16 protein-coding genes, 1 tRNA gene, 1 other RNA gene and 1 pseudogene are annotated in these 20,105 nt (G+C 69.8%); 5 read left to right on the top strand and 14 right to left on the bottom strand.

Annotated elements, in window-relative coordinates; genetic code table 11:
- Positions 1-422 precede the first annotated feature (422 nt).
- The 3 genes from purD to ffs all read right to left on the bottom strand — a co-directional run bounded on the left by purD (position 423) and on the right by ffs (position 4,173).
- The gene (purD, locus tag ACSMX9_RS15130) at positions 423-1,676 is read right to left on the bottom strand and encodes a phosphoribosylamine--glycine ligase (protein ID WP_445402816.1); all 1,254 of its coding nucleotides are present in this window, start codon (positions 1,674-1,676) and stop codon (positions 423-425) included.
- Between the two features lie 180 nt (positions 1,677-1,856).
- Positions 1,857-4,010, bottom strand: coding sequence for a DNA polymerase III subunit gamma and tau (locus ACSMX9_RS15125; protein ID WP_445402815.1), 2,154 nt, complete (start codon positions 4,008-4,010; stop codon positions 1,857-1,859).
- A gap of 68 nt (positions 4,011-4,078) precedes the next feature.
- Positions 4,079-4,173: signal recognition particle sRNA small type (ffs, locus tag ACSMX9_RS15120), an RNA gene on the bottom strand.
- A gap of 73 nt (positions 4,174-4,246) precedes the next feature.
- Here ffs and ACSMX9_RS15115 point away from each other — a divergent pair.
- Together ACSMX9_RS15115 and ACSMX9_RS15110 are read left to right on the top strand one after the other, a co-directional pair.
- Positions 4,247-4,334, top strand: a tRNA-Ser gene (locus tag ACSMX9_RS15115).
- Positions 4,335-4,790: 456 nt separating this feature from the next.
- Complete coding sequence (locus ACSMX9_RS15110) at positions 4,791-5,330, top strand: hypothetical protein (RefSeq protein WP_445396964.1); 540 nt, start codon at positions 4,791-4,793, stop codon at positions 5,328-5,330.
- On the opposite strand, the gene ACSMX9_RS15105 is transcribed toward ACSMX9_RS15110, so the two are convergent.
- On the bottom strand, positions 5,278-6,072 hold the full coding sequence (locus tag ACSMX9_RS15105) for an IS5 family transposase (RefSeq protein WP_445402961.1): 795 nt from the start codon (positions 6,070-6,072) through the stop codon (positions 5,278-5,280). The genes ACSMX9_RS15110 and ACSMX9_RS15105 overlap by 53 nt on opposite strands.
- 300 nt (positions 6,073-6,372) lie before the next feature.
- Here ACSMX9_RS15105 and ACSMX9_RS15100 point away from each other — a divergent pair, with 300 nt between their 5' ends.
- A complete protein-coding gene (locus tag ACSMX9_RS15100; RefSeq protein ID WP_445402814.1) occupies positions 6,373-6,861 on the top strand; it encodes a hypothetical protein in 489 nt (162 codons plus the stop codon).
- Here the strand turns inward: ACSMX9_RS15100 and ACSMX9_RS15095 are convergent.
- The 9 genes and pseudogenes from ACSMX9_RS15095 to ACSMX9_RS15055 all read right to left on the bottom strand — a co-directional run bounded on the left by ACSMX9_RS15095 (position 6,839) and on the right by ACSMX9_RS15055 (position 15,693).
- A pseudogene (locus ACSMX9_RS15095) lies at positions 6,839-8,072 on the bottom strand (IS3 family transposase). The gene ACSMX9_RS15100 and the pseudogene ACSMX9_RS15095 sit on opposite strands and share 23 nt — an antisense overlap.
- A 12-nt stretch (positions 8,073-8,084) precedes the next feature.
- On the bottom strand, positions 8,085-8,270 hold the full coding sequence (locus tag ACSMX9_RS15090) for a hypothetical protein (protein WP_445402996.1): 186 nt from the start codon (positions 8,268-8,270) through the stop codon (positions 8,085-8,087).
- Positions 8,271-8,414: 144 nt separating this feature from the next.
- On the bottom strand, positions 8,415-9,107 hold the full coding sequence (locus ACSMX9_RS15085; RefSeq protein ID WP_445402813.1) for a restriction endonuclease: 693 nt from the start codon (positions 9,105-9,107) through the stop codon (positions 8,415-8,417).
- A 380-nt stretch (positions 9,108-9,487) separates the two neighbouring features.
- On the bottom strand, positions 9,488-10,504 hold the full coding sequence (locus ACSMX9_RS15080) for a hypothetical protein (RefSeq protein ID WP_445402812.1): 1,017 nt from the start codon (positions 10,502-10,504) through the stop codon (positions 9,488-9,490).
- Complete coding sequence (locus ACSMX9_RS15075; protein WP_445402811.1) at positions 10,498-11,520, bottom strand: glycosyltransferase; 1,023 nt, start codon at positions 11,518-11,520, stop codon at positions 10,498-10,500. The genes ACSMX9_RS15080 and ACSMX9_RS15075 overlap by 7 nt, the downstream gene beginning before the upstream one ends.
- A 1-nt stretch (position 11,521) precedes the next feature.
- The gene (serS, locus tag ACSMX9_RS15070; protein ID WP_445402810.1) at positions 11,522-12,814 is read right to left on the bottom strand and encodes a serine--tRNA ligase; all 1,293 of its coding nucleotides are present in this window, start codon (positions 12,812-12,814) and stop codon (positions 11,522-11,524) included.
- Positions 12,807-13,520 carry a histidine phosphatase family protein gene (locus tag ACSMX9_RS15065; protein ID WP_445402809.1) on the bottom strand — a complete coding sequence of 238 codons (714 nt, stop codon included), beginning with the start codon at positions 13,518-13,520 and terminating at the stop codon, positions 12,807-12,809. The genes serS and ACSMX9_RS15065 overlap by 8 nt, the downstream gene beginning before the upstream one ends.
- Positions 13,517-14,443, bottom strand: coding sequence for an aminoglycoside phosphotransferase family protein (locus ACSMX9_RS15060; protein ID WP_445402808.1), 927 nt, complete (start codon positions 14,441-14,443; stop codon positions 13,517-13,519). Before ACSMX9_RS15060 ends, ACSMX9_RS15065 begins: the two co-directional genes overlap by 4 nt.
- Positions 14,443-15,693: a methionine adenosyltransferase gene (locus ACSMX9_RS15055; protein WP_445402807.1), complete on the bottom strand. Its 1,251-nt coding sequence runs from the start codon at positions 15,691-15,693 to the stop codon at positions 14,443-14,445. The genes ACSMX9_RS15060 and ACSMX9_RS15055 overlap by 1 nt, the downstream gene beginning before the upstream one ends.
- 267 nt (positions 15,694-15,960) lie before the next feature.
- Here ACSMX9_RS15055 and ACSMX9_RS15050 point away from each other — a divergent pair, with 267 nt between their 5' ends.
- Positions 15,961-17,235 carry a transcriptional regulator gene (locus ACSMX9_RS15050; RefSeq protein WP_445402806.1) on the top strand — a complete coding sequence of 425 codons (1,275 nt, stop codon included), beginning with the start codon at positions 15,961-15,963 and terminating at the stop codon, positions 17,233-17,235.
- Here ACSMX9_RS15050 and ACSMX9_RS15045 read toward each other — a convergent pair.
- Positions 17,216-17,875, bottom strand: coding sequence for an HAD family hydrolase (locus ACSMX9_RS15045; RefSeq protein ID WP_445402805.1), 660 nt, complete (start codon positions 17,873-17,875; stop codon positions 17,216-17,218). The genes ACSMX9_RS15050 and ACSMX9_RS15045 overlap by 20 nt on opposite strands.
- A 161-nt stretch (positions 17,876-18,036) precedes the next feature.
- Between ACSMX9_RS15045 and ACSMX9_RS15040 the strand changes: the two genes are divergently transcribed.
- Entirely contained in the window at positions 18,037-19,980 is a 1,944-nt protein-coding gene (locus tag ACSMX9_RS15040; protein ID WP_445402804.1) for a hypothetical protein, read from the top strand.
- The last annotated feature ends 125 nt before the right edge of the window (positions 19,981-20,105 follow it).

Below are 20,105 nucleotides of genomic sequence, written 5' to 3'. Positions count from 1 at the left end.
CGATGGAATGGCTTTGGGTAGAGGTGGGGGGCAAATCCGCACGGTAAAGCGAACAGGTGCGCGAGGTGGAAGCGGGCGCGCGCGATGACTGCGCACCCACGGGACCGTATGCGCACGCCGGGCGGGCGCGCCGTGCGAGCGGCTCCACACCAGTGCCTTCCCTGCCCCTCACTCCCCCTCTCCTTCGCCTTCGCCTTCTCCTGCGCCTTGCCCCCGGCCCCGGCCCGACCTCGGCCCCGTCCCGTCTCCCGTCTCCCGTCTCCCGTCTCCCGTCTCCCGTCTCCGTCTCCGTCTCCGTCTCCGTCTCCGTCTCCGGACAGGCGAACGGCCCCGGGCCCCTCGGCCCGCGCGCACGGGGTGCGCGGGCCGGAGGGGACGACCGGGGCCGTGCACCGCGGGTCACCGGCGGGCGACCCTGCGGGTCAGGCGTCCGCCGCGGCCTTCGCCGCGATGTCCGTACGGTGCTGGGCGCCGTCCAGGGCGATGCGGCCGACCGCCGCGTACGCCCGCTCACGGGCCTGGGCCAGGTCTGCTCCGGTGGCCGTCACCGACAGCACCCGCCCCCCGGCGCTGAGCACCCGGTCGCCGTCCCGCTTCGTGCCGGCGTGCAGCACGTAGGCGTGCGGGGCGTCCTCGGTCGCCACCGCGTCCAGTCCCTCGATGGGGTCGCCGGTGCGGGGGGTGTCGGGGTAGTTGTGCGAGGCCACCACGACCGTGACGGCCGCCTCGCCGCTCCACCGCAGCGGTTCGAGGTCGTCCAGGGCGCCCCGGGCGGCGGCCCGCAGCACCCCGGCCAGCGGGGTGCGCAGCCGGGCCAGGACCACCTGGGTCTCGGGGTCGCCGAAGCGGGCGTTGAACTCGATGACCCGCACCCCACGCGAAGTGATCGCCAGCCCCGCGTACAGCAGCCCGGAGAACGGGGTGCCGCGGCGGCGCAGTTCGTCCACGGTCGGCTGGAGGACGGTCTCCAGCACCTCCTGGACCAGCTTGGGGTCGGCCCACGGCAGCGGCGAGTACGCGCCCATGCCGCCGGTGTTGGGGCCCTCGTCGCCGTCGAGCGCCCGCTTGAAGTCCTGGGCCGGCTGGAGCGGGAGCACCGTCGTCCCGTCGGTGATCGCGAAGAGGGAGACCTCGGGGCCGTCGAGGTACTCCTCGATGACCACCCGCTCGCAGGCGTTGGCGTGCGCCCGCGCGGCCTCCAGGTCCCCGGTCACGACCACGCCCTTGCCCGCGGCGAGCCCGTCGTCCTTGACGACGTAGGGCGCGCCGAAGGCGTCCAGCGCCTCGTCGGCCTCCTGCGGGGTGGTGCACACGTAGCTGCGGGCGGTGGGCACCCCGGCGCCGGCCATCACGTCCTTGGCGAACGCCTTGGAACCTTCCAGCGCGGCGGCCTCCCGGGACGGGCCGAAGCAGTCGATGCCCGCGGCGCGCACGGCGTCGGCCACCCCGGCGACCAGGGGGGCCTCCGGGCCGACGACGACGAGATCTGCTTCGAGGCGCGTGGCGAGCGCGGCCACGGCCGCCCCGTCGAGCGCGTCGACCGCGTGCAACTGGGCCACCTCGGCGATGCCTGCGTTCCCGGGCGCGCAGTGCAGGGAGGTGACGTCGGGATCGAGGGACAAGGAGCGGCACAGGGCGTGTTCGCGGGCGCCGCCGCCGATGACGAGGACCTTCACGCCCGTCAGCCTAACCGCCGCCCCCGCGCGCCTCGTGTGCCCGTCCGATGCTCGGACGCCCGTGGAGTTGGAGGTTCCGCCAGGACCGGGGTGGGTCGGGGTCGCTGCGGACGGCCCGGCGGCCCTCGCTGCGGGCCCGCGCGCGGGGTGGGCCGGGCTCCGCGCCGCGGCGGGGCGGGGTCAGTCGCGGGACTGTTCCTCCAGGACGGTCGCACCGAGTTCGCGGACGATGAGGTCGCGACCCGAGAGCGCGGACTCGTCGAGGTCGGGGTCGTCGTCCTCGGGGATGTCGTCCTCGGGGGCGATGGGCGCCGGCCGGGGCGGCTCCGGCGCCCGGCCGCGGGGCGGGCCGGCGCTCGGGGCGGGCGGCCCCGACTGCGCTCCGGGCGCCGGGGGCGCGCTGGGCGTCGCGGGGGCCGCCGCGGGCGGCGCCGCCGGGCGGGGGGGCATCGCGGGCGCGGGCGCTCCGTAGGGGGCGGGCGGGGCTTGTGGTGCGGGACGGCCGCCGAAGTTCCCGGCACCGGGCGGCGGGCCCGATCCGCCCGAGGGGTCGACGACGGCCTCGACCTTCCAGTCCACGCCGAACTGTTCGTGCAGGGCCTGCCGCAGCACGTCCTCGCTGCCACTGCCGGAGAAGTTGTCACGGGCCCCGGCGTTGACGAAGCCGAGCTGGATGGTGCTCCCGTCGAACCCGGTCACCTGCGCGTTCTGGCTGAGCAGGATCCAGGTGAAGCGGCGCCGGTTCTTGACGGCCTCCAGGATGTTCGGCCACAGGGCACGGGGGTCGAGCCCGCCGGCGGGCGGCGCGGCGTAGCCGCCGACGGCCGCGGAGGGCGCGGCCGGCGGGGAGGCGACCGGCGCCTGCGGGGCCGCGGGCTGCGGGGCGGGGGCCGTCGCGGCGGGCCGGCCGCCGCCCGCGGCGGCGGCCGTGGGCCATCCGCCCGGGCGCCGGGCCGCGGGGGCGGCAGCCCCCTGATCCGGCGGCGGGCCGGCGGGCGCGGCGGCCGGCGGGACCTGTTCGGCGGGCGGGGCGGAGGGTGCGACGGGCGGGGCCTGGGTTGCCGGTGCGGCCGGGACCGGGGGCGCGTAGGCCACGGCGGGGCCGGGCGGGGGCGGGGCGTACTGCACGGGCGGCAGCGGGGCGGCGGCCACGGCCGCGGCGCCGGGGGCGGCGACCCCCGAGCGCTCCAGGCGCTCCAGGCGGGCCATGACGGAACGCTCGTCGTCGTAGGCCGCGGGGAGCAGCACGCGGGCGCAGATCAGTTCCAGTTGGAGGCGCGGTGAAGTGGCCCCGCGCATCTCGGTGAGCCCCTCGTTCACCAGGTCGGCGGCCCGGCTCAGCTCGGCGCCCCCGAAGACGCCGGCCTGGGCGGTCATCCGCTCGACGACGTCCACGGGGGCGTCGATCAGCCCCTTCTCCGCGGCGTCCGGGACGGCGGCCAGGATGACCAGGTCGCGCAGGCGCTCCAGCAGGTCGGCGACGAAGCGGCGGGGGTCGTTGCCGCCCTCGATGACCCGGTCGACGACCTCGAAGGCCGCGGCCCCGTCCCCGGCGGCGAAGGCGTCCACGACGGAGTCGAGCAGCGAGCCCTCGGTGTACCCGAGCAGCGAGGTGGCCATGGCGTACGTCACACCGTGCTCGTCGGCGCCGGCGAGGAGCTGGTCCATGACGGACATGGAGTCCCGGACGGAGCCGGCCCCGGCCCGGACGACGAGGGGCAGCACCCCCTCCTCGACGGGGATGTCCTCCCGGCCGCACACCTCTCCGAGGTAGTCCCGCAGGGTGCCCGGCGGGACCAGGCGGAAGGGGTAGTGGTGGGTGCGCGAGCGGATCGTGCCGATGACCTTCTCGGGCTCGGTGGTCGCGAAGATGAACTTGAGGTGCTCCGGCGGTTCCTCGACGACCTTGAGCAGGGCGTTGAAGCCGGCCGACGTGACCATGTGGGCCTCGTCGATGATGTAGATCTTGTAGCGGCTGCTGGCCGGCCCGAAGAACGCCTTCTCCCGCAGGTCACGGGCGTCGTCCACGCCTCCGTGGGAGGCGGCGTCGATCTCGATGACGTCGATGGAGCCCGGCCCGTTGCGCGCGAGGTCCCGGCAGGACTGGCAGGTGCCGCAGGGGGTGGGCGTGGGGCCCTGCTCGCAGTTCAGGCAGCGGGCGAGGATGCGCGCGCTGGTGGTCTTGCCGCACCCGCGCGGCCCGCTGAACAGGTACGCGTGGTTGACCCGGTTGTTCCGCAGGGCCTGCTGCAGGGGCGCAGTGACATGCTCCTGCCCAATGACCTCGGCGAACGACTCCGGGCGATAGCGGCGGTACAGCGCGAGAGACGACACACCTACGAGGTTATAGGCGCCCACCGACAACCCGGGCCCGAAGCGGACGACACCGCTCCCCCGCACACGCGAACGCCCCCCACGCACCCGCCAGAGCCGACCTACCCTTGCTGCCTTCCGGCCCTGGGGGAGTTCAGTCAGATAGCGCCACGTGAGGGGCTCCGCACAGAGTACCCGATCCGGGGGCCCGCGAACGAGTTCGCTCGCACCGCTCGGCGTCATGTAATGTCATCCGCGGAGGATTCGCCTAGAGGCCTAGGGCGCACGCTTGGAAAGCGTGTTGGGGGCAACCCCTCACGAGTTCGAATCTCGTATCCTCCGCCAGTGCCTCACCGGGCACGTTGTCGAAGGGCCCCACCGTTCGCGGTGGGGCCCTTCGACATGTGTGGTCTCAGTTTTGGTCTCAGTTGCTTCTCCTGCTGCTGTCCCGAAGGACCCGACCCGGTCGTTTGCCTGCGCCAGCGCCCTGGCCAGTGAGCACGCCACCGACCAGTCCTCGCCGAAGCCGCTGCCCTCAGAGACTCCCGGACTAGTTGGATCAGTACACGCTGGCTGATCACCATGGCACCGCAGCCTGTCGATAGAGCCTTGAAACGCAGCGCTCGGCCGTAGCATCGGAGCTCCGCGCCTCCCGCGCGGCGCCAATCCAGCCACCGGTGCCAGGAGCAAGCTCTGTGCCTGAGAGGCCGTATCTCAACCGAACGTGATCGGTTGATTTCTGCTGGTCAGGCATGGTCTAGCTCGGGGTGAGGGAGGCATGTCGCGTCTTGTGTTCGCTTCATGGGCGAGGGGTGCGCGGTGGCGTCGGTGCTGGGAATGCTGGAGGAGCGGGAGGCGGCTGCCCGGGTGCGGGTGGAGGGGCTGCGGGAGGAAGTCGCGCGGTTGGCTGAGGTGTTGGAGGCCGCGGAGATCGAGCTGGACCGGCGGGTGATCGCGCGGGAGGAGCTGGTCGAGGCCCTGGCCGTGTCCGCCGCCGAGACGACTGCCGTGACCGAGGCGAAGCAGGAAGCGGTGTCCTCACCGGTGCCGGGGTCGGTGGTGCCGCCCTGGCGGGACGGGTTGTCGGTGGCCGTGCTCGCGCCCGACTACCGGCGGATTCTGGGCGTGCTGGAGGAGCGGCGGTCCGCGGGCAAGGGACCGGTGAAGGCCAAGGAGATCGCGGCGGAGCTGGGCCTTGGGGCGGCGCCGGGGAAGGTCGAGGGGGTGCGGTCGAAGGCCAGGCGCCTGGCGGAACGTGGGTGGCTCCTCTTGGAGGCGTCGGGGATGTTCAGTGCCGGCCGGCGGCCTGTGGCCGTGCCAGACGCCGGCTCATCCGCGTGATCATCGACCACCGGATCACGGCCTCACTGCTGGCCGGCAACGTCTCGTAGTCCCGGGCCAGTCGACGGGAGTTCATCAACCACGCGAACGTGCGTTCTGCCACCCAGCGTCTGGGCAGCACCACGAACCCCGTCATGTCGTCGGTGCGCTTGACGATCTCCAGGGTCAGGGCGAGTTTGTCCCGGCACCAGTCGACCAGGCCTCCGGTGTAGCCGCCGTCGGCCCAGACGAGGGTGATGTCGCGGTGCAGGCGGCGCAGGCGGGTCAGCAGTCCTGCCGCGGCGTCCCGGTCTCCGATGTTCGCGGCGGTGACCGCGACGACCAGGAGCATGCCGAGGGTGTCGGTCACGATGTGGCGCTTGCGGCCCGGCACCTTCTTTCCGCCGTCGTAGCCGCGTGAGGCGGCCGGTACTGTCGCGGCGGCCCGCACCGACTGGGCGTCGATGATCCCTGCCGTGGGCTCGGCCTCGCGGCCTTCGCGTTCACGGACCTTCCCGCGCAGCCGGTCGTGGAACTCGGTGATCAGCCCGTGCTCGCGCCAGCGGCGGAAGAAGGCGTAGACCCGGCCCCAGGCGGGGAAGTCCGCGGGCATCGCCCGCCAGGAGATCCCGCCCGCGACCAGGTAGCGGATTGCGTCCAGCAGCTGGCGGTGGCAGTAACCCTCGGGGCGTCCACCCCGCCCGTTCAGCCAGGCCGGGACCGGCAGCAACGGCCGCACGGCCGCCCACTCCGCGTCCGTCATGTCCGACGGATACCGCCGCACCCGGTCGGGATGGTCCGCCGCGTTGCCGTACACGTGCGCGAGGCAATCACACGATGGTGCGGCCGAGTTGAACTGGACGGGCTCGGACACGTAGAACAAGGACACCAGGGCCTCCCGGTACTGCTCGATCAGATTCGCATCCCCGAGCTACCGAGAGGCCCTGTCTTCATGCGCGTACAACGGGAAGATCACCCGGGTGGGAAGCCTGTTCGAACCGCGCGTTCCATGATCGGTTGAGATACGGCTTCTGAGATCTTTGACAACCTCGACAACCAACAGTTGGGGACCGCCCTAAAGCAGTCGCTGGCCGGCTTCACGACCGTCGACGTCGCGACCGGGTACTTCGACATGCGCGGCTGGGATTCGTTCAAAGACCTCGTCGAGGCCAAGCGCGACGCTGAGGGAGCCAAAGCAGCCGGGGATCCGGTGGTTCGCCTGCTCGTCGGCATGGTCGCCCCAAGCGACTCAGAGACCATCCTCGAGTCGTTGCAGCAGGACGTGCAGTCCCCCCATAGCGACGACGAGCAGTACCACGACATGCAGACGGCACACTCGCGCAAGGAGCAGCTGGTCAAGCACCTGCGCAACCAGTTGATGCGCGGACTGGCAACCAAACAGGGGCGCGCCACCCTGGAGGCCCTGCGCGGACAGCTCGCCGACGGTCTGGTCCAAGTAAAGGTGTTCACCGAGAAGCCGCTGCACGGGAAGGGCCTTGTCCCTGGAGGGTGGACACCCGTTCGTGTTGTTATGCGGCAAGTGTCAGGGTAGCTGACTGTTGTTCGTAGACGATCGGTGCCCGCTGTCCGTTTGCCGAGTGCCGTCGGCGGGTGTTGTAGCGGGTGGTCCAGCGGAAGACCGTCAGGCGGCAGGCGCGGGCCCTGTCGAAACGGCGGGCACCATGGAGCGTCTCGCGTTTGAGGGTCGCGTTGAACGACTCGGCGAGCGCGTTGTCCGCGCTCGTGTCGACCGCTCTCATGGACTGCCGCACTCCCAACTCGGCGCAGAAACCGGCGAATTCATGAGAGGTGTACTGGGCTCCGTGATCGCTGTGGAAGACGGCGCCGGATAGGCTGCCGCGGACCTGAGCGGCTGCCCGGAGCGCGTCGGTGACCAGCGAGGTGCGCATGTGGTCGGCGATCGACCAGCCCACCAGGCGGCGCGAGAAGCAGTCGATCACGGTCGCCAAGTACAGGAACTCGCCGTCGCCCACCGGCAGGTAGGTGATGTCGCCGACGTACTTCGTGTTTGGTGCGCTCGCGGTGAAGTCGCGCCCCAGTAGGTCGGGCACCGGTGTGGCGGACGGTTCGGGCACCGTGGTGACCTGGCGCCTGCGCAGCCGCAGCCCGGCGATGCCGTACTTCCGCATCACCCGTCCGACGCGCTTGTGGTTCACGCGCTCACCGTCGCCGTGCAGCTCGCGGTGATCCTCGGCCGGCCGTAGGTGCCGTCCCACTCGGCGTGCACGGCCCGGATCCGCTCGGCAAGCGCCGCGTCGGCCCGCTCGCGCGCGGCGCGGGCCGCGCGGGTGGCCCGCCATTTGTAGAAGCTGGAGCGGGCGACCTCCAGCGCCTGACACAGCCGCTTCACGCCCCAGGCGCGGTGGTGGTCCTCGACGAACTGGAAGCGGCTGGTCACCAGGTCATCTCTTGTGCGAAAAACTTCGTCGGCTTGCGCAGGATGTCCCGTTCAGTGGCCAGTTTCTGGTTCTCCTTGCGCACGCTCTTCAGTTCCGCTCGCAGGGCCGCGATCTCGGCCTCCAGGTCCTGCCTCGTGGCCTCGCTCACCGGGACGTCCTTCGTGTTCGTGCTCGTCGTGCCGCTCTCACCTCGGCGGGCCCGCTCGGCCCGCACCCAGTTGCGCAGCGTCTCCCGGCTGATCCCCAGATCCTTGCCGATGCCCTCGAAGGTGTGGCTCGGGTACGACAGGTACAGCGCGACAGCGTTCGCCTTGAACTCGGGCGAGTAGACCTTCATCACCATAAAAGATGCCTCCTACCCGGCCCCTGCCGGGGCCGGGCTCAGAGGTGTCCACCACTCGGGGACAGGTCCCGAGACGCCGAACACCAGCACCACGATCACGGTCAGCTTCTCGTCCAATCGGCTTCGGGCCTGTGTGCGTCGGCGTAGTCGCAGGACGATGACGACAGCCAGCAGGACCGCCACGTTGATGGTCAGAATCACCCTGCCAGCCCTCCTGTCAGGCAAGACAACGGACATCCCAGCCTTCCTGCATAGTCCGAACTGGGCGGTGCAAGGGTTCGGTCACCAGTGGTTGGCAACAAAGCGCTGGTCTTGGGCTGGATTTGCCAGGCACCTGTCACGTCAGGACAGAGCAGTCGGCCGGCGCGGCGGTGGGATGCGGTCGAGCAGGTCCCACAAGGGGCGGGAGCCTGCGGCCCACTCGCCGAGCACGCGGCGGTCGACGAGGTGGATTCGGTTCTGCTTACCCCAGGGGATCGCTTTGGAGGAGAAGCGGCCATTGGTGAGCACGACCGCGACGTCCGCCCCGTGGATCTGGCGTGCAGTGCCGTTGACCTGCTGCAGCACCCCGACACCGACCGCGGCACCACGATCCCCATCCCGGCGGCGCTTGCACTGGATCGCCCAGACGCGACCGGCGGGGTCGACGGCGCGTACATCGCAAGCGTTGTCGCCAGCACCTCCGAGCTGCGCGGCCTTGCAGCCGTCGCGGCGCATCAGGTCCCGTACAGCGAACTCGAAGGCGCGGTGATCCAGTGCGTCGAGCTCGGCAATCCGCAGCCGCAAGGCTTGGGCGCGTACGCGAGCCCAAACTGCCCGCTGCTGTGCCTTCTGGTACCAGAGGCCACCCGCAGCCGAGGCGGCCACGGCGACGATGACGAGGACCCACCAGTGCGTGAGCAGCCACTGGACGACGGTGACGACCAAGCCGACCGCCACGACCACACCCACGACCAGGGCGACCTGCTCGTCCTGCTTCTTGGAACCGCGGACCGGTCGGCGCCGGGCCGAGCGCCGTATCGGGCGGCGGCTCATCGAGTCCCGCCCAGCTGCACCGAGGCGGAGGAAGCACACAGGTGCGGCGTGCACGTGGCAACGCCTACCGCGGCTGATCCCACATCCCACCGTGTCTGAGCCCACACCGGGACATCACCCCGAACGTGGTCCGCAAGCTGAACCGCCATGAAGGAATTCCCCCTCTGTCCAAGACCGTTGGTGCATCCCCGCGCCGGTCGTATGACAGCACGCACCACCGACAGCATGTAATAAGTCGATCACCGGGAGTGATGGGTTTTCGGTCAGAAGAACCCCGCACCCTATCCGTCGCTCGTCGTTCGACCTGCGCGTTTACGGCTCGACCTACCGGCTTCAGCCGTTTCGAGGCTTGGGTCGAGAACGAGCGATGCACACAACTGCTATGCCGCCAGGGCCGAGTGTGTCGCCTCCCACTCTCCCTCGATGACGCGAGCGATCTCCGGCCACGGAGCGCGCAAGGCACCGAAGAGCGACCAGTAGTCGTAGGCGGCTCGAACCATGGCGCTGACGCCGAGGCGGGCGGCTTCGGGATCGATGGCACCTATGACGCGCCGTGTGATTCCGCCGGCACCCCGAGCTACTGGGGCGATCCCGTGGCCGAGCAGGAGTGTGGCGGTACGGATGGCATCCAGCGTCGGTGGTGTCGCCATCCGTGCGAAGCGCCCAAAGATCAGGGGGTGCCAGCTCGCCCTGGTCCGCGCCCATGCCAGGCGTTCCAGCCCAGTGCCGAGATCAACGGCCATCCGGTCCGGGTAGTCCGTGTTCCACAGGAGGACGATGTCGCCGAGGGTGAGGTCCAGGTGGCGGAAGCGCAGTGTGATGCCTTCGACCTGCCGTCGGCGCCACGGGGTGAGCGTTCCGTAGATGCTCAGGTGTCGTGCGTGGAAGCCGAGTTGGGAGAGGACGGTCAGCCAGCTGTCGAGGATGGCGCCGTACTCGTCCAGGCCGCCTATGGGTTGGACTCGGGAGACGTTGACGAAGGAGGTCAGGAAGCCGTCCTTCAACTGGCCTTCCGCGTCCCGCTGGCCGGTGAAGCGGACGACCGGCTGCGGGATGAATCCGCTTCGATACGTACGGGGTTGGCCGTCCTTGAGGAGCGGATCCAGGGCCTGGATAGCGGAGATCGTCAGTTCGGTCTCCTTGCCCCACCGGAGCGGGAGGCAGGCGTCACGCGGGGCGCCGTCGCGCGCGAAGCCGGCTTCCAGGGAGTCGAGGATCTCCCTCCACGTGGGTGATCTGCGTGGCGGCTGGTAGGGGCTGCCCCGGTGCGGGTGAAGAATCTCGATGTGGGGGCCGTCGGCGGTGAACTCCCAGTGGGGGCCCAACGCGGCGCTCAGTACGCCGGGTATCCGCTGGGCCAGGTCGTCTCCGACGGTGCCGGCCGCGCGGGTCAGCACGATCGGGCCGACATCGCCTGGAAGTGGCGCGCCGGGTCGAAGCGCTGCATTCCGATCGCCTGGACGCGCTGGTGGTCGAGGCTTTCCGCCTGTTCGATCGCGTCGGCGAGGCTTCGTGCCGCGGTCTCGTCCTCCTCCCTGGGGTCAACGACCGCGACCGCGCCCGTCTCGTCGCACAGGGCAGCGTGGGCGCAGGTTCCTTCGCGCCAGGTCAGGGCGGCCATGGGGGTGCAAGCGCGGAGGGTTTCGCCGAAGACCGCCGCACCGGCTTCCACGTAGTCACGGGCGTAGGTGTAAACGAAGACTGAGGCATCGGCGATGGCGGCGGTCTTGGCGGGGCCGCCGAGTTCCCCGACCCACTTCACGTGGCCGGCGGTCAGGAGGCGTTCGTGCCGGCGCACGTACTCCTCGTCGAAGACGGGGCCGACGATCCGGATGCGGCGGCCGAGGATCTGCGCGGCGCGTACGGCGATGTGCGGCGCCTTCTCCTCATCGATCCGGCCGAGCCAGACGAGGTCCGTGCCCGCAGTGGCCGGTGGCTCCTCCTCGTGGAGGCCGAGGTGGACGGCGAGCTCAGGGATCGGCTGATGCTCGGCGTAGCGCTCGATCATCTCGGGCGAGTAGCAGTACAGGCGCGACCGCCGGCCATCGAAGGCGGTGGCGGCGTGCTTGAAGACCGGCGAGTGCTGGAAGGTGGCGACGTCGCAGTCCAGCTCGTTCCAGGTGCGCGTCCACGCGGGAAGCGACGGGTACTCGTGGCCGACGACCAGGAGGTCGTACCCGCTGTCACGCAGGTCGCCCTCGGCGAGCGAGCCGGGGGTGAGGTCCTCCAGGCGGACCGGCTTGCGGACCCAGTCGTGTTCCAGGTCCGTGAGCCAGCCCGGCCCGAGGAGGTGTACGTCGGCGCCTGCGGCACGGGCGCCTACGGCGACCGCCCACAGCCATCGTTCGATCCCGCCGTAACCGGCGGGCGGAAAGGCGTAGCTACCAGGGAAGTCGCAGACGCCGACGAGCACGTTATGCCTCCGGTGTTCCGTCCGCCGAGATACGGCGGAAGCCGAGGTACGGGAAGAGAGATTCGGGAAGGACGATCGAGCCGTCCTGCTGCTGGCACTGCTCCAGGAGCGCGGCCAGAGTGCGGCCGACGGGCAGGCCGGAACCGTTGAGGGTGGCGACGAGCTTGGGCTTGCCGTCCTCGCCTCGGGTTCGGATGTTGGCCCGGCGGGCCTGGAAGGTGCCGAAGTTGGAGACCGAGGAGATCTCGCGGTACGTGTTCTGGCTCGGGATCCAGACCTCGAGGTCGTACGTGAGCTGGGCGGAGAAGCCCGTGTCGCCGGCGGGCAGCTTGATGACCCGGTAGGCGAGGCCGAGCTCCTTGAGGCACGCCTCAGCGTGGCCGACCATCGTCTCCAGCTCGGCGTCAGCCGTCTCCGGGTCGACGATCTTGACCATCTCGACCTTGGCGAACTGGTGCTGGCGGATCAAGCCGCGGGTGTCGCGGCCGTACGAGCCGGCCTCGGACCGGAAGCACGGGGTGTGCGCCGTGAACGCGAGCGGCAGCTCGGCGGGCGGGATGATCTCGTCGGCGTAGAGGTTGGTCAGCGGGACCTCGGCCGTCGGGATGAGGAAGAGCTCGCGGTCGGCGACGCCGGTCTTGAACAGGTCCTCCTCGAACTTCGGGAGCTGTCCGGTACCGGTCATGGTCTTGCGGGTGACCAGGTAGGGGACCGCGTACTCGGTGTACCCGTGTCGGCGGGTGTGGATGTCGAGGAAGAGCGTGGCCAGGGCCCGCTCCAGGGCGGCGCCGGCGCCGCGGGAGACCGCGAAGCGCGGGCCGGACAGCTTCGTCGCGCGGCCGAAGTCGAGGATGCCCGTGGCCTCTCCGAGATCGACGTGGTCCTTCGGCTCGAACGGAAACGCTGGAGGCGTGCCGTGGCGCCGGATCTCGATGGCGAACTCCTCGGAGTCGCCATCAGGCGCTGAATCGTCCGGCAGGTTCGGGATGCTCAGGAGCAGATCACGGAGCTGGGCCTCGATCTCTTCCTGCCCTGCTTCGATGTCGCGGACCTGCTCCTTGATCTCGCGGGCGCGCTCCTTCAGCTTGCTGATGTCGCCGCCCTGCTTGGCCATCTGCTGAACCTCACTCGCCACCCGCTTGGACTCGGCCCGCAGCTCATCGGCCGAGCGGATGCTCTGGTTGCGACGAGACTGGAGGGACTCCAGCTCGGACAGGTCCAGGGAGTAACCGCGACGAGCGAGCCGACGAACCGCTTCGGCACCCATTTCAATCAGGGCGCGGGCATCATGCATGAGGAAGATCCTTCTGATCCGGCGAGTGGTGGGATACGGGATCGACGGTAGCAACCGCGGCCCCTTCGCCGATCCGCATTACCTTCCTGCCACCGGAGCCGACCGCGTGATCGAGAACGCCAGTTTCAAGATCGTTCATCAGGGCCCCAATGAATTCCGGCAACTCGTCATCGGGGATGGCGACGGGCTCGATGTACGGGGCTTCCGGGAAGAAGAGGGACATGGCCCCGCCAGGAGTCCGTTCGCGGTGCCACAGCAGCACGGAGACCAGCAGGCCGTGGGCCACCAGGACGCGGGGGCCCGGGTGCTCCAGGGCCGCGAGCACCCCGGTGAGCATCCTGCGGATGCCCTCGCGCTGCGACTCGCTGCCGCCGGGCGGCCGCTCGTGGGCGCCGTGCCCGTCGAGCCAGACGGCGTATTCCAGGAACGGGCTTCCCTCGAATTCCCCGTAGTCGAGTTCGTTCAGCCGCGGATCGGTGATCAGTTCCGGTCCGGGGACTCCCATCAGCAGGTTGGCGGTCTGCTGGGCGCGGGGAAAATCGCTGGCCAGCCACGTCTTCACGCTGTGGAGGGGAACGCTGCTCCAGCCCTTGCTCAGCGACCGACGGCCGTCCTCGCTCAAGCGGATGGGCTTCGTCGGGTCGCCGTTGACCAGGTAGCGCCGGCTGTAATTCGTCTGTCCGTGACGGAGGACGTAGGTCGTCATACTCGGCTCCTTGGGGTCGGCGCCGACAGCCACGCAAGGACTTCGGCCATCGTCACTCCGCGCGGATCACCGGTTTCGAGGTAGAAGAGAAGGCCGTCCAGGGCCAGGGCTCGGCACCATGGCGCCAGGACGGGCACGGGGATGCGGGAAATCCGGGCGGCAGCAGCCAGGCGGGCGTCCGTGCCGTGTCCAAGCTCGTAGTACACGGTCCAGAAGGCCCAGTCGAAGGCCGCATCGCCCACCATCGGGAGGGGGTCGATCAGGCGAGGGTGGCCCAGCCAGTCGAAGAGCACGTTCTCGCGGTAGAGATCCGCGTGCAGGACCGTCGCCCGACCGCCGTCCTCCTCCAGGGTCACGAGGGCCGGGAGAGCCGCGTCGACATGCTCCTGCCACTGGCCGGCATCGACCGATTCCAGACGGCGGCGCACCCTCGGACGTACCTCCTGATGCAGGTACGAGGTCAGGGAAGGAAGCTCACGCGGTCGGCGCTGGCGCCGGCCGATGGTGTGGAGGCCCTGGAGGGCGGCGGCCACGGTCTGCAGCTCCCGAGGCGGCCGCTCGTCGCCACCGGGGCGGCCCCCGATCATCTCCAGGGCCGCCACGGCCAGGTCGTCCGCCGCCTCGACGACGCCTGTGGTCGGCCCGCCCGCCCACAGACGTAAGGCGGTGACCTCGTTGCGGAACCGCGTGGGATCGGCCCACGCCTTGAGGAGCAGCGGACGACCTTCGAGGGTTCCGGCCATGACGACCACGGAGGCATACCCGGCGTCGTGGTAGCCATCGAGGGTGAGCTTCCAACGATCCGCAGCCTCCTCCAGCAGGGTGGGCACCGCATCGAGCCACCCGGAGACTTCGGGGCCGTAGTGAGTGACCAGCCGACGCCGACATTCCGGGGAGACCTCGCCGAGCATCCGCTTCTTCATCAGCTCAGCACGATCCCGTCGGAGACCAGTTCGTCGGTGAGCGCCGGGAACTCGCCCAGCGCCTCCGCCACCAGCGCCTGCACCTTGTCCACCTCGGCGTCCGGGGACGACAGACGGACGAGCACACGCCACGGCTGGTCGAGGCGCTGCCCGGTCGTGCTCACCAGATGGACCTCGGCGTGCCCTCCCGTCGCCTCGTGGAGCCGCTGAGCGAGCCGGCGGGCGGCGATGTTGTAGAGCTTGCCCACGTGGTAGACGGGGTTCTTGCCGTTGGCGCCCTCCAGGTTCATCGGTCGCAGGGGGGTGATGAGCCCGTTGACGCGGTTGCCGCGGCCGACGACGCCCTCGTCGCCGGACTCGATCGAGCTCCCGGTGTAGGTGAGGTACAGCTCGTCCTTCTCCGGCACGTCGCGTGCGTTGAGCCGGAAGCTCGCCTCGGCGCCGGGCAGGTGGAGGCCGGCGAGCCGGTAGCACTCGGCCAGGACGCTCTCTGTGTTCTGGACGTACTCCGCTCGGCTCGCGACGAGCCGCGACTTCTGCGGCACACAGAGCACGACATCCGCCCGCTCCCCGTCCCAGTAGCCCATGAGCTTCACGTCCGATCCACACCAGGCGTGGGAGAGGGTGAAGTCGCTCTCCCCGGAGAAGTGGTCGACCAGCTCCCGCGCGAAGGACTCGAAGACGTTCTCCGGCGCCCAGCCGGTGCCCAGCGACGTGTCGTTGGAGAGCCGCACGCGCCGCTCCCGGAGGTCGTCGATGGACCGCGGGTTGAACCAGCGTGTCCGGTCGGGCACCTCGTCGCCCGTGAGGACGGCACCGGGGCTGGAGTTGCTGGTGATGTTGAAGGTGATGTCGAGGTGGTCGGCGACCTCGGGGAGCCGGCGGGCGAAGAACGCCCGCACCTCGGCCTCCACGATCTCCTCGACGGGGATCCGCTCACCGCCGCACGTGGGCGCGGCACGGCCGTTGACGAGCACCCGGACCGGGGCGGTCATGCGGCCGGCGCCGTACCGGACCTCACTCGCTCCGCCCAGCAGGGCGAGCTTGTCGAAGTTGTGGTGCAGGACCGCGCCGAAGTTCTGCACGGTGTAGGCGCTGTACGCGCGGGACAGCCGCTCGGCCAGCTGATCGGCGAGGGTGTCCGGATGGCCGAGGCCCTTGCGCTCCACGATGGTCGTGGCGTCCGGGGCGGAACCGCCCGTCTCGATGACGAGGTGGCTGTTGTCGATGGTCGTGCTCGTGCGAAGCATCACGAACTCCCGTTCAGGGTGGACAGAAGGGGATGAGCGCAGGCGCAGAACGCCTGGACGAGCGGTAGGTGCCGTGGGTGGTGACGAGGCCGATGTCCTCGGCCCGTGGATGCCATCTTCCTGGCCCTCCAGGTCCTATTCGAGGGCTCTGACAGGTCATCAAGAGGACTTCCACAGGGCTTTGTTGGGATCCAGCGGATGATTTTGCGCCGCGGCGGGGACATCGCATGTCACTCTCTGACGAGAACTCGTCCCCGGAGGAGATCCATGTCCCGTCCCGCAGGCAACACCCGACTCAAGTCCGCCCGCCTGGCGGCCGGATACAACTCACAACAGGCTCTGGCCGACGCCATCACCAAGACGGCACCCAAGCTGGGCATCAGGGGGCTTGCTGTTGGCGTGCGTCAGATCCGACGCTGGGAGTCCGCCACACCACCCTGGCCTCAGCCTGACGTCCACCGAGTCCTGACCCACCTCCTGGGCCAGAGCATGGAGGACTTGGGATTCACCCCGCCCTGGGGAAATGAGAGCCGCCACGCGGGCTCGACGGTCCGCAACACCCCGCATGCGCCTCTGAAGGGAGCGCGGCTAGCTAACGTCCCCGCCCAGGCTGGCCCCGCAACGCAGCCAGTTACAGTGGGCATGGACTTCGAGGCCGTCACTCGTTCTCACCGGCACCTCTACTGGTCCGTAGCGCCCGCCGTACTGCACCCCGCAGTGCTGGAGCACGCCCGTCTGGGATGCGCTCTCCTGCCGGAGACGGCGAACCCTGCTCGCCAGACCCTGGCCGGCGCCCTTGCCGAGTCCTATCTACTGGCCGGGCGCATCGAGTTCTTCGACCTACGCCAGCCCGACCAAGCCTCGGAAACCCTCTTGCGTGCCCTGCAAGCGGCGGGCGAAGCCGACGCCCCCCTCCTGGGATCGGCCATCCTCGCCCACATGGCGTTTATCCCCGGCTGGACCGATGACCGGGAAGCGGCGATCGAGCGCATGATGGCCGCCCGCACCTACGCTCGACGCGGAGACGCCTCCGCGGAGCACTGGGCATGGCTGGATGCAGTCGAGGCGGAATGCGAGACCCGATGCGGCGACCCTCGCGCCGCGCTTCGCCTGATCGGACACGCCGAGGACGCCCTTTCCTCTGGCTCCGAGCACCCCACCCCTGAGTGGCTGGACTGGTTCAGCCCCGTGCGCCTGTCCGCGTTCAAGGGGAACACGCAGCTGAAGGCCGGCTACCTGCCACAAGCCCGCCAGACTCTTCAGGAGGTTCTCGACGATCTGCCGCCCGAGTCGGACAAGCAGCGCACGGTCGTCCTCGGTGATCTCGCCGCAGTCGAAGCCGCGGACGGCCACCCGGAGGCGGCATGCCGGTACGCCGTGCAAGCCCTCGACCAGCTCGCCATCACCTGGTACGCCACGGGCATGGAGCGTATCCGCGAGGTCCGACGCACGCTCGCCCCATGGCAGAACGAGCAGTGCGTCCGAGACCTCGACGATCGTCTCTACGACTGGGGAACGACTGTCAGCGCTCTCCAGCGTTGAACTTGGCGATCTTCTCAGGCAGCTCCGCGAGCGAGTCGATGCGCATCGTGGTGATCGAGTCCGCGTCCGGGTCACGCTGCTGAATCGTGCCCCACGGCCCACGCCGAATCAGAGCTGTCAGAAGCCCCGCCTGCACGGCCGGGCGAATGTCGTTGTCGAGCCGGTCGCCGACGTACAGGATCTCGCCCGGCCCGGCAGGCGTCGCCTTGATGACGTGGTCGAAGAACTCCACGTCCGGCTTCGACGCCCCCCAGTCGTCACTGGTGGCGATCAGGTCGGACGGAAGGTCCAGCCCGCGCAGCAGGCCACCCGCACGCACGGTCTGGTTCCCGGCGATGCCCACCCACAGGCCGGCCTCCCGCAGCGCGGCCAGCGTGGGGCGCACATCGGAGTAGAGGTCGTCCTCGCCGAACCATTCCGGCTTCCCGGCCGCCGCGCGCTTCTCGCGCTCCTCGGTCAGATCGAACCCCGGCCGGAACTCCTGGAACGTCTCGCGGTAGTCGCGCCCCTGCGCGATGACCGCCCCGAACATCGCCGCGAAGGTATGCCGCGGCACCTCCAGCCAGTCCGCCCAGGTCCCGTACTCCCGGGTCTCGTCGACAAGACACTCACCCACGTCGAACACCACCGCACGAATCATGCTCCGCAGGTTAGGCGGTGCAGCACCTGGAGTAGACAGCCCTGTCGGACCGCGGCTGAATTTCCACCACGTCCCTGACCTGATCAGGTCATATCGCCCGCGCTGTCAGTGGTGTGGCTCACCATGGGCGGACGTGCTGTGATCAACGTGGGGGAAGAACCATGACCGTCGAAGAGCCACGTTCAGGGCTGCCCATCGAGTTCCTACGTGCCATCGCCGCGCAGTCCGGGCCGGATTCACCGCCCGTCGGCATGGCGGTGGCCCGAGCACACGAGCTACCTGAGGGAAGCGCGCGCGACGACCTCCTGCTCGCGCTTCTTCGTGGGGCGCTCAGTGCCTCCGCTCCTGAATGGATGCTCAGCGCCGCGATCGACAGCGACCTTCGGCAGCAGGCCGCCTCCTACGCGAGCTATTCGATGCACCTGTCCGCCGCGGCGCTCGGCCATCCTTCATGCCCGGACGAACTGCGCGCGGAGACGCTGCGCCGCTGCTCCGTAGCCCAACTCAGCGCACTCGGCCGACGGGACCGCGGGCCGACACTGACGGCGGCGGTTGTCAGCGAGCTGCGTCGGCGTGGACCGCATAGCCAGCCGATGACGCCGGCGCTCCTTGAAAATCCCGGCACGGCACAAGTCATCCTCCGTGAGCCGATGCTCGACGACTCGGTCTTCGCCGCCGCTCTTGGCCTGCTGCCCGTACTTCCCTCCTCCCCACGGCTGGACGAGGGGGACGGCGATGTCATTGCCCGATTCGACGCGTACATGGCCACCTTGGACGCGGGCAGCTCGATGTGGGAGGCGATCACGCGAGTCCATATCGACCGTCATCGTCAGTTGATCGAGTGGGCGCAGGGCACCCGAGCGAGCCACTACATCCGGAGGCACTTGCTCGGCACCATCCCTTGGGACGTCGAGGGCTCCCTCCTCGAAGAGATCGCCGTTCGCGACCTTGCGGACTTCCCTCGCGCCTCCCTGATCACGCGCATGAGTCGGCTACTCCGGGATGGCGCCTCGGAGGCGGATGTGCGCTCGCGGCTTGCCGGTGGGTTCGCATCCTTGTCCCCGAAGGAGCGCCGCCACGTCGAGGAGTTCTTCGACGAGTCCCCTGAAGTCCGCTCCGCGGGGCTGCGGGCCGCAGTCCTTTGGGTGGAGTCCAGGGCCGCCACCTCCTGGCGACACCTCCTCACCCCGTTCGACGCCAAGGACCGATTCGGCCGCGCGCACACCTGGCGCGCGCCGCAGGAACTGCTGGTGGCGCTCGGCGAGCGTTTCGCGGCAGTAGCCGAAGAGGCTCTGGAGCTCTGGGAAACCGACCCTGAGCCTGGCCGACGGACTCCCCGCGATTTGCGATGGCTGCACTCCATGCTCCTTCACCTCCCTCAGGTGACGAGCGAGGTGAAGGACAAGGCTCGTGCTGTCCTACGGCATGCGAGACCACAGCCTCGTCGAAGCTGGGAGGTCAATGAGCTCGCCACAGATCAGCACGATCGCGAGCTTGCCGATCTTCGCACCGCCATCGACCGGATCCTCGGGGACCCGACCACAGCTGCCCGCAGTTCGGCGCTCGGCGATCCACAGCAGGTCACCGTACGAGATCTGGCAACCGCTTCCGACGAAGTGCTGGACGACTATCTCTCCCGCCACGCCGGAAACGATGAGCTCGTCGAGAAGGCGCTGCTGTCGTTCGTCAATCGCGACAGCTACCGGCCGAAGCTCGGATTCTCCGACGTGCTGGGACGGCACTCTTCACCACAGGAGGCGCTGCTCCAGGTCACCGCTGGCCTGCGTAAGCGCCTCGGGGGCGGCCCTCACCTCCGCGAGGCATGGGTTCGGCAAGTGCTCAGACTCCCCGAGTGCGATACGAAACTCATCTGCGCGCTGCCCGCTTGGGCCGCATTGACCGTCGGTGGTCCCGAGCACGGCACGGCTCACGCCGCGGTCGCGTCAGTCGTCACGACCGCGCTCGGCGAAGACGAGGAAGCCTGGGCGCGTTTCGCCACCAGCCCCGCCTCCTACTCCGGGCCGACTGCCTGGCTCCGCCTGGGCGACATCCTCACCGCCGCGAAGGAGGGCAGCGCGTGGCCGAAGCCTCCGAGCGGCCGGTAATCCAGCCAGCCCCGAGTGCGCGACGACAACACGGCGGCCATGGCTCAAACACCAGAGCAGCGGTCTAACCCACGAGGGCCTGTCAGCTCCTGGCTCGCATTCTGGCCGACAGCGGGTCCGGCTCC

Source organism: Streptomyces sp. LE64, assembly GCF_052606915.1.
Note: the sequence above shows the minus strand (reverse complement) of the source record. Positions and strands in the feature narration are given on the sequence as shown.

What these genes read in the sequence shown, in the direction of transcription:
- ACSMX9_RS15050 (WP_445402806.1), top strand. Translation starts at nt 15,961, where the DNA reads ATGTCCCGTCCCGCAGGCAACACCCGACTCAAGTCCGCCCGCCTGGCG.
- serS (WP_445402810.1), bottom strand. Translation starts at nt 12,814, where the DNA reads ATGCATGATGCCCGCGCCCTGATTGAAATGGGTGCCGAAGCGGTTCGT.
- ACSMX9_RS15065 (WP_445402809.1), bottom strand. Translation starts at nt 13,520, where the DNA reads ATGACGACCTACGTCCTCCGTCACGGACAGACGAATTACAGCCGGCGC.
- ACSMX9_RS15060 (WP_445402808.1), bottom strand. Translation starts at nt 14,443, where the DNA reads ATGAAGAAGCGGATGCTCGGCGAGGTCTCCCCGGAATGTCGGCGTCGG.
- ACSMX9_RS15045 (WP_445402805.1), bottom strand. Translation starts at nt 17,875, where the DNA reads ATGATTCGTGCGGTGGTGTTCGACGTGGGTGAGTGTCTTGTCGACGAG.
- ACSMX9_RS15105 (WP_445402961.1), bottom strand. Translation starts at nt 6,072, where the DNA reads ATGACGGACGCGGAGTGGGCGGCCGTGCGGCCGTTGCTGCCGGTCCCG.
- ACSMX9_RS15040 (WP_445402804.1), top strand. Translation starts at nt 18,037, where the DNA reads ATGACCGTCGAAGAGCCACGTTCAGGGCTGCCCATCGAGTTCCTACGT.
- ACSMX9_RS15085 (WP_445402813.1), bottom strand. Translation starts at nt 9,107, where the DNA reads ATGAGCCGCCGCCCGATACGGCGCTCGGCCCGGCGCCGACCGGTCCGC.
- ACSMX9_RS15055 (WP_445402807.1), bottom strand. Translation starts at nt 15,693, where the DNA reads ATGCTTCGCACGAGCACGACCATCGACAACAGCCACCTCGTCATCGAG.
- ACSMX9_RS15110 (WP_445396964.1), top strand. Translation starts at nt 4,791, where the DNA reads ATGGGCGAGGGGTGCGCGGTGGCGTCGGTGCTGGGAATGCTGGAGGAG.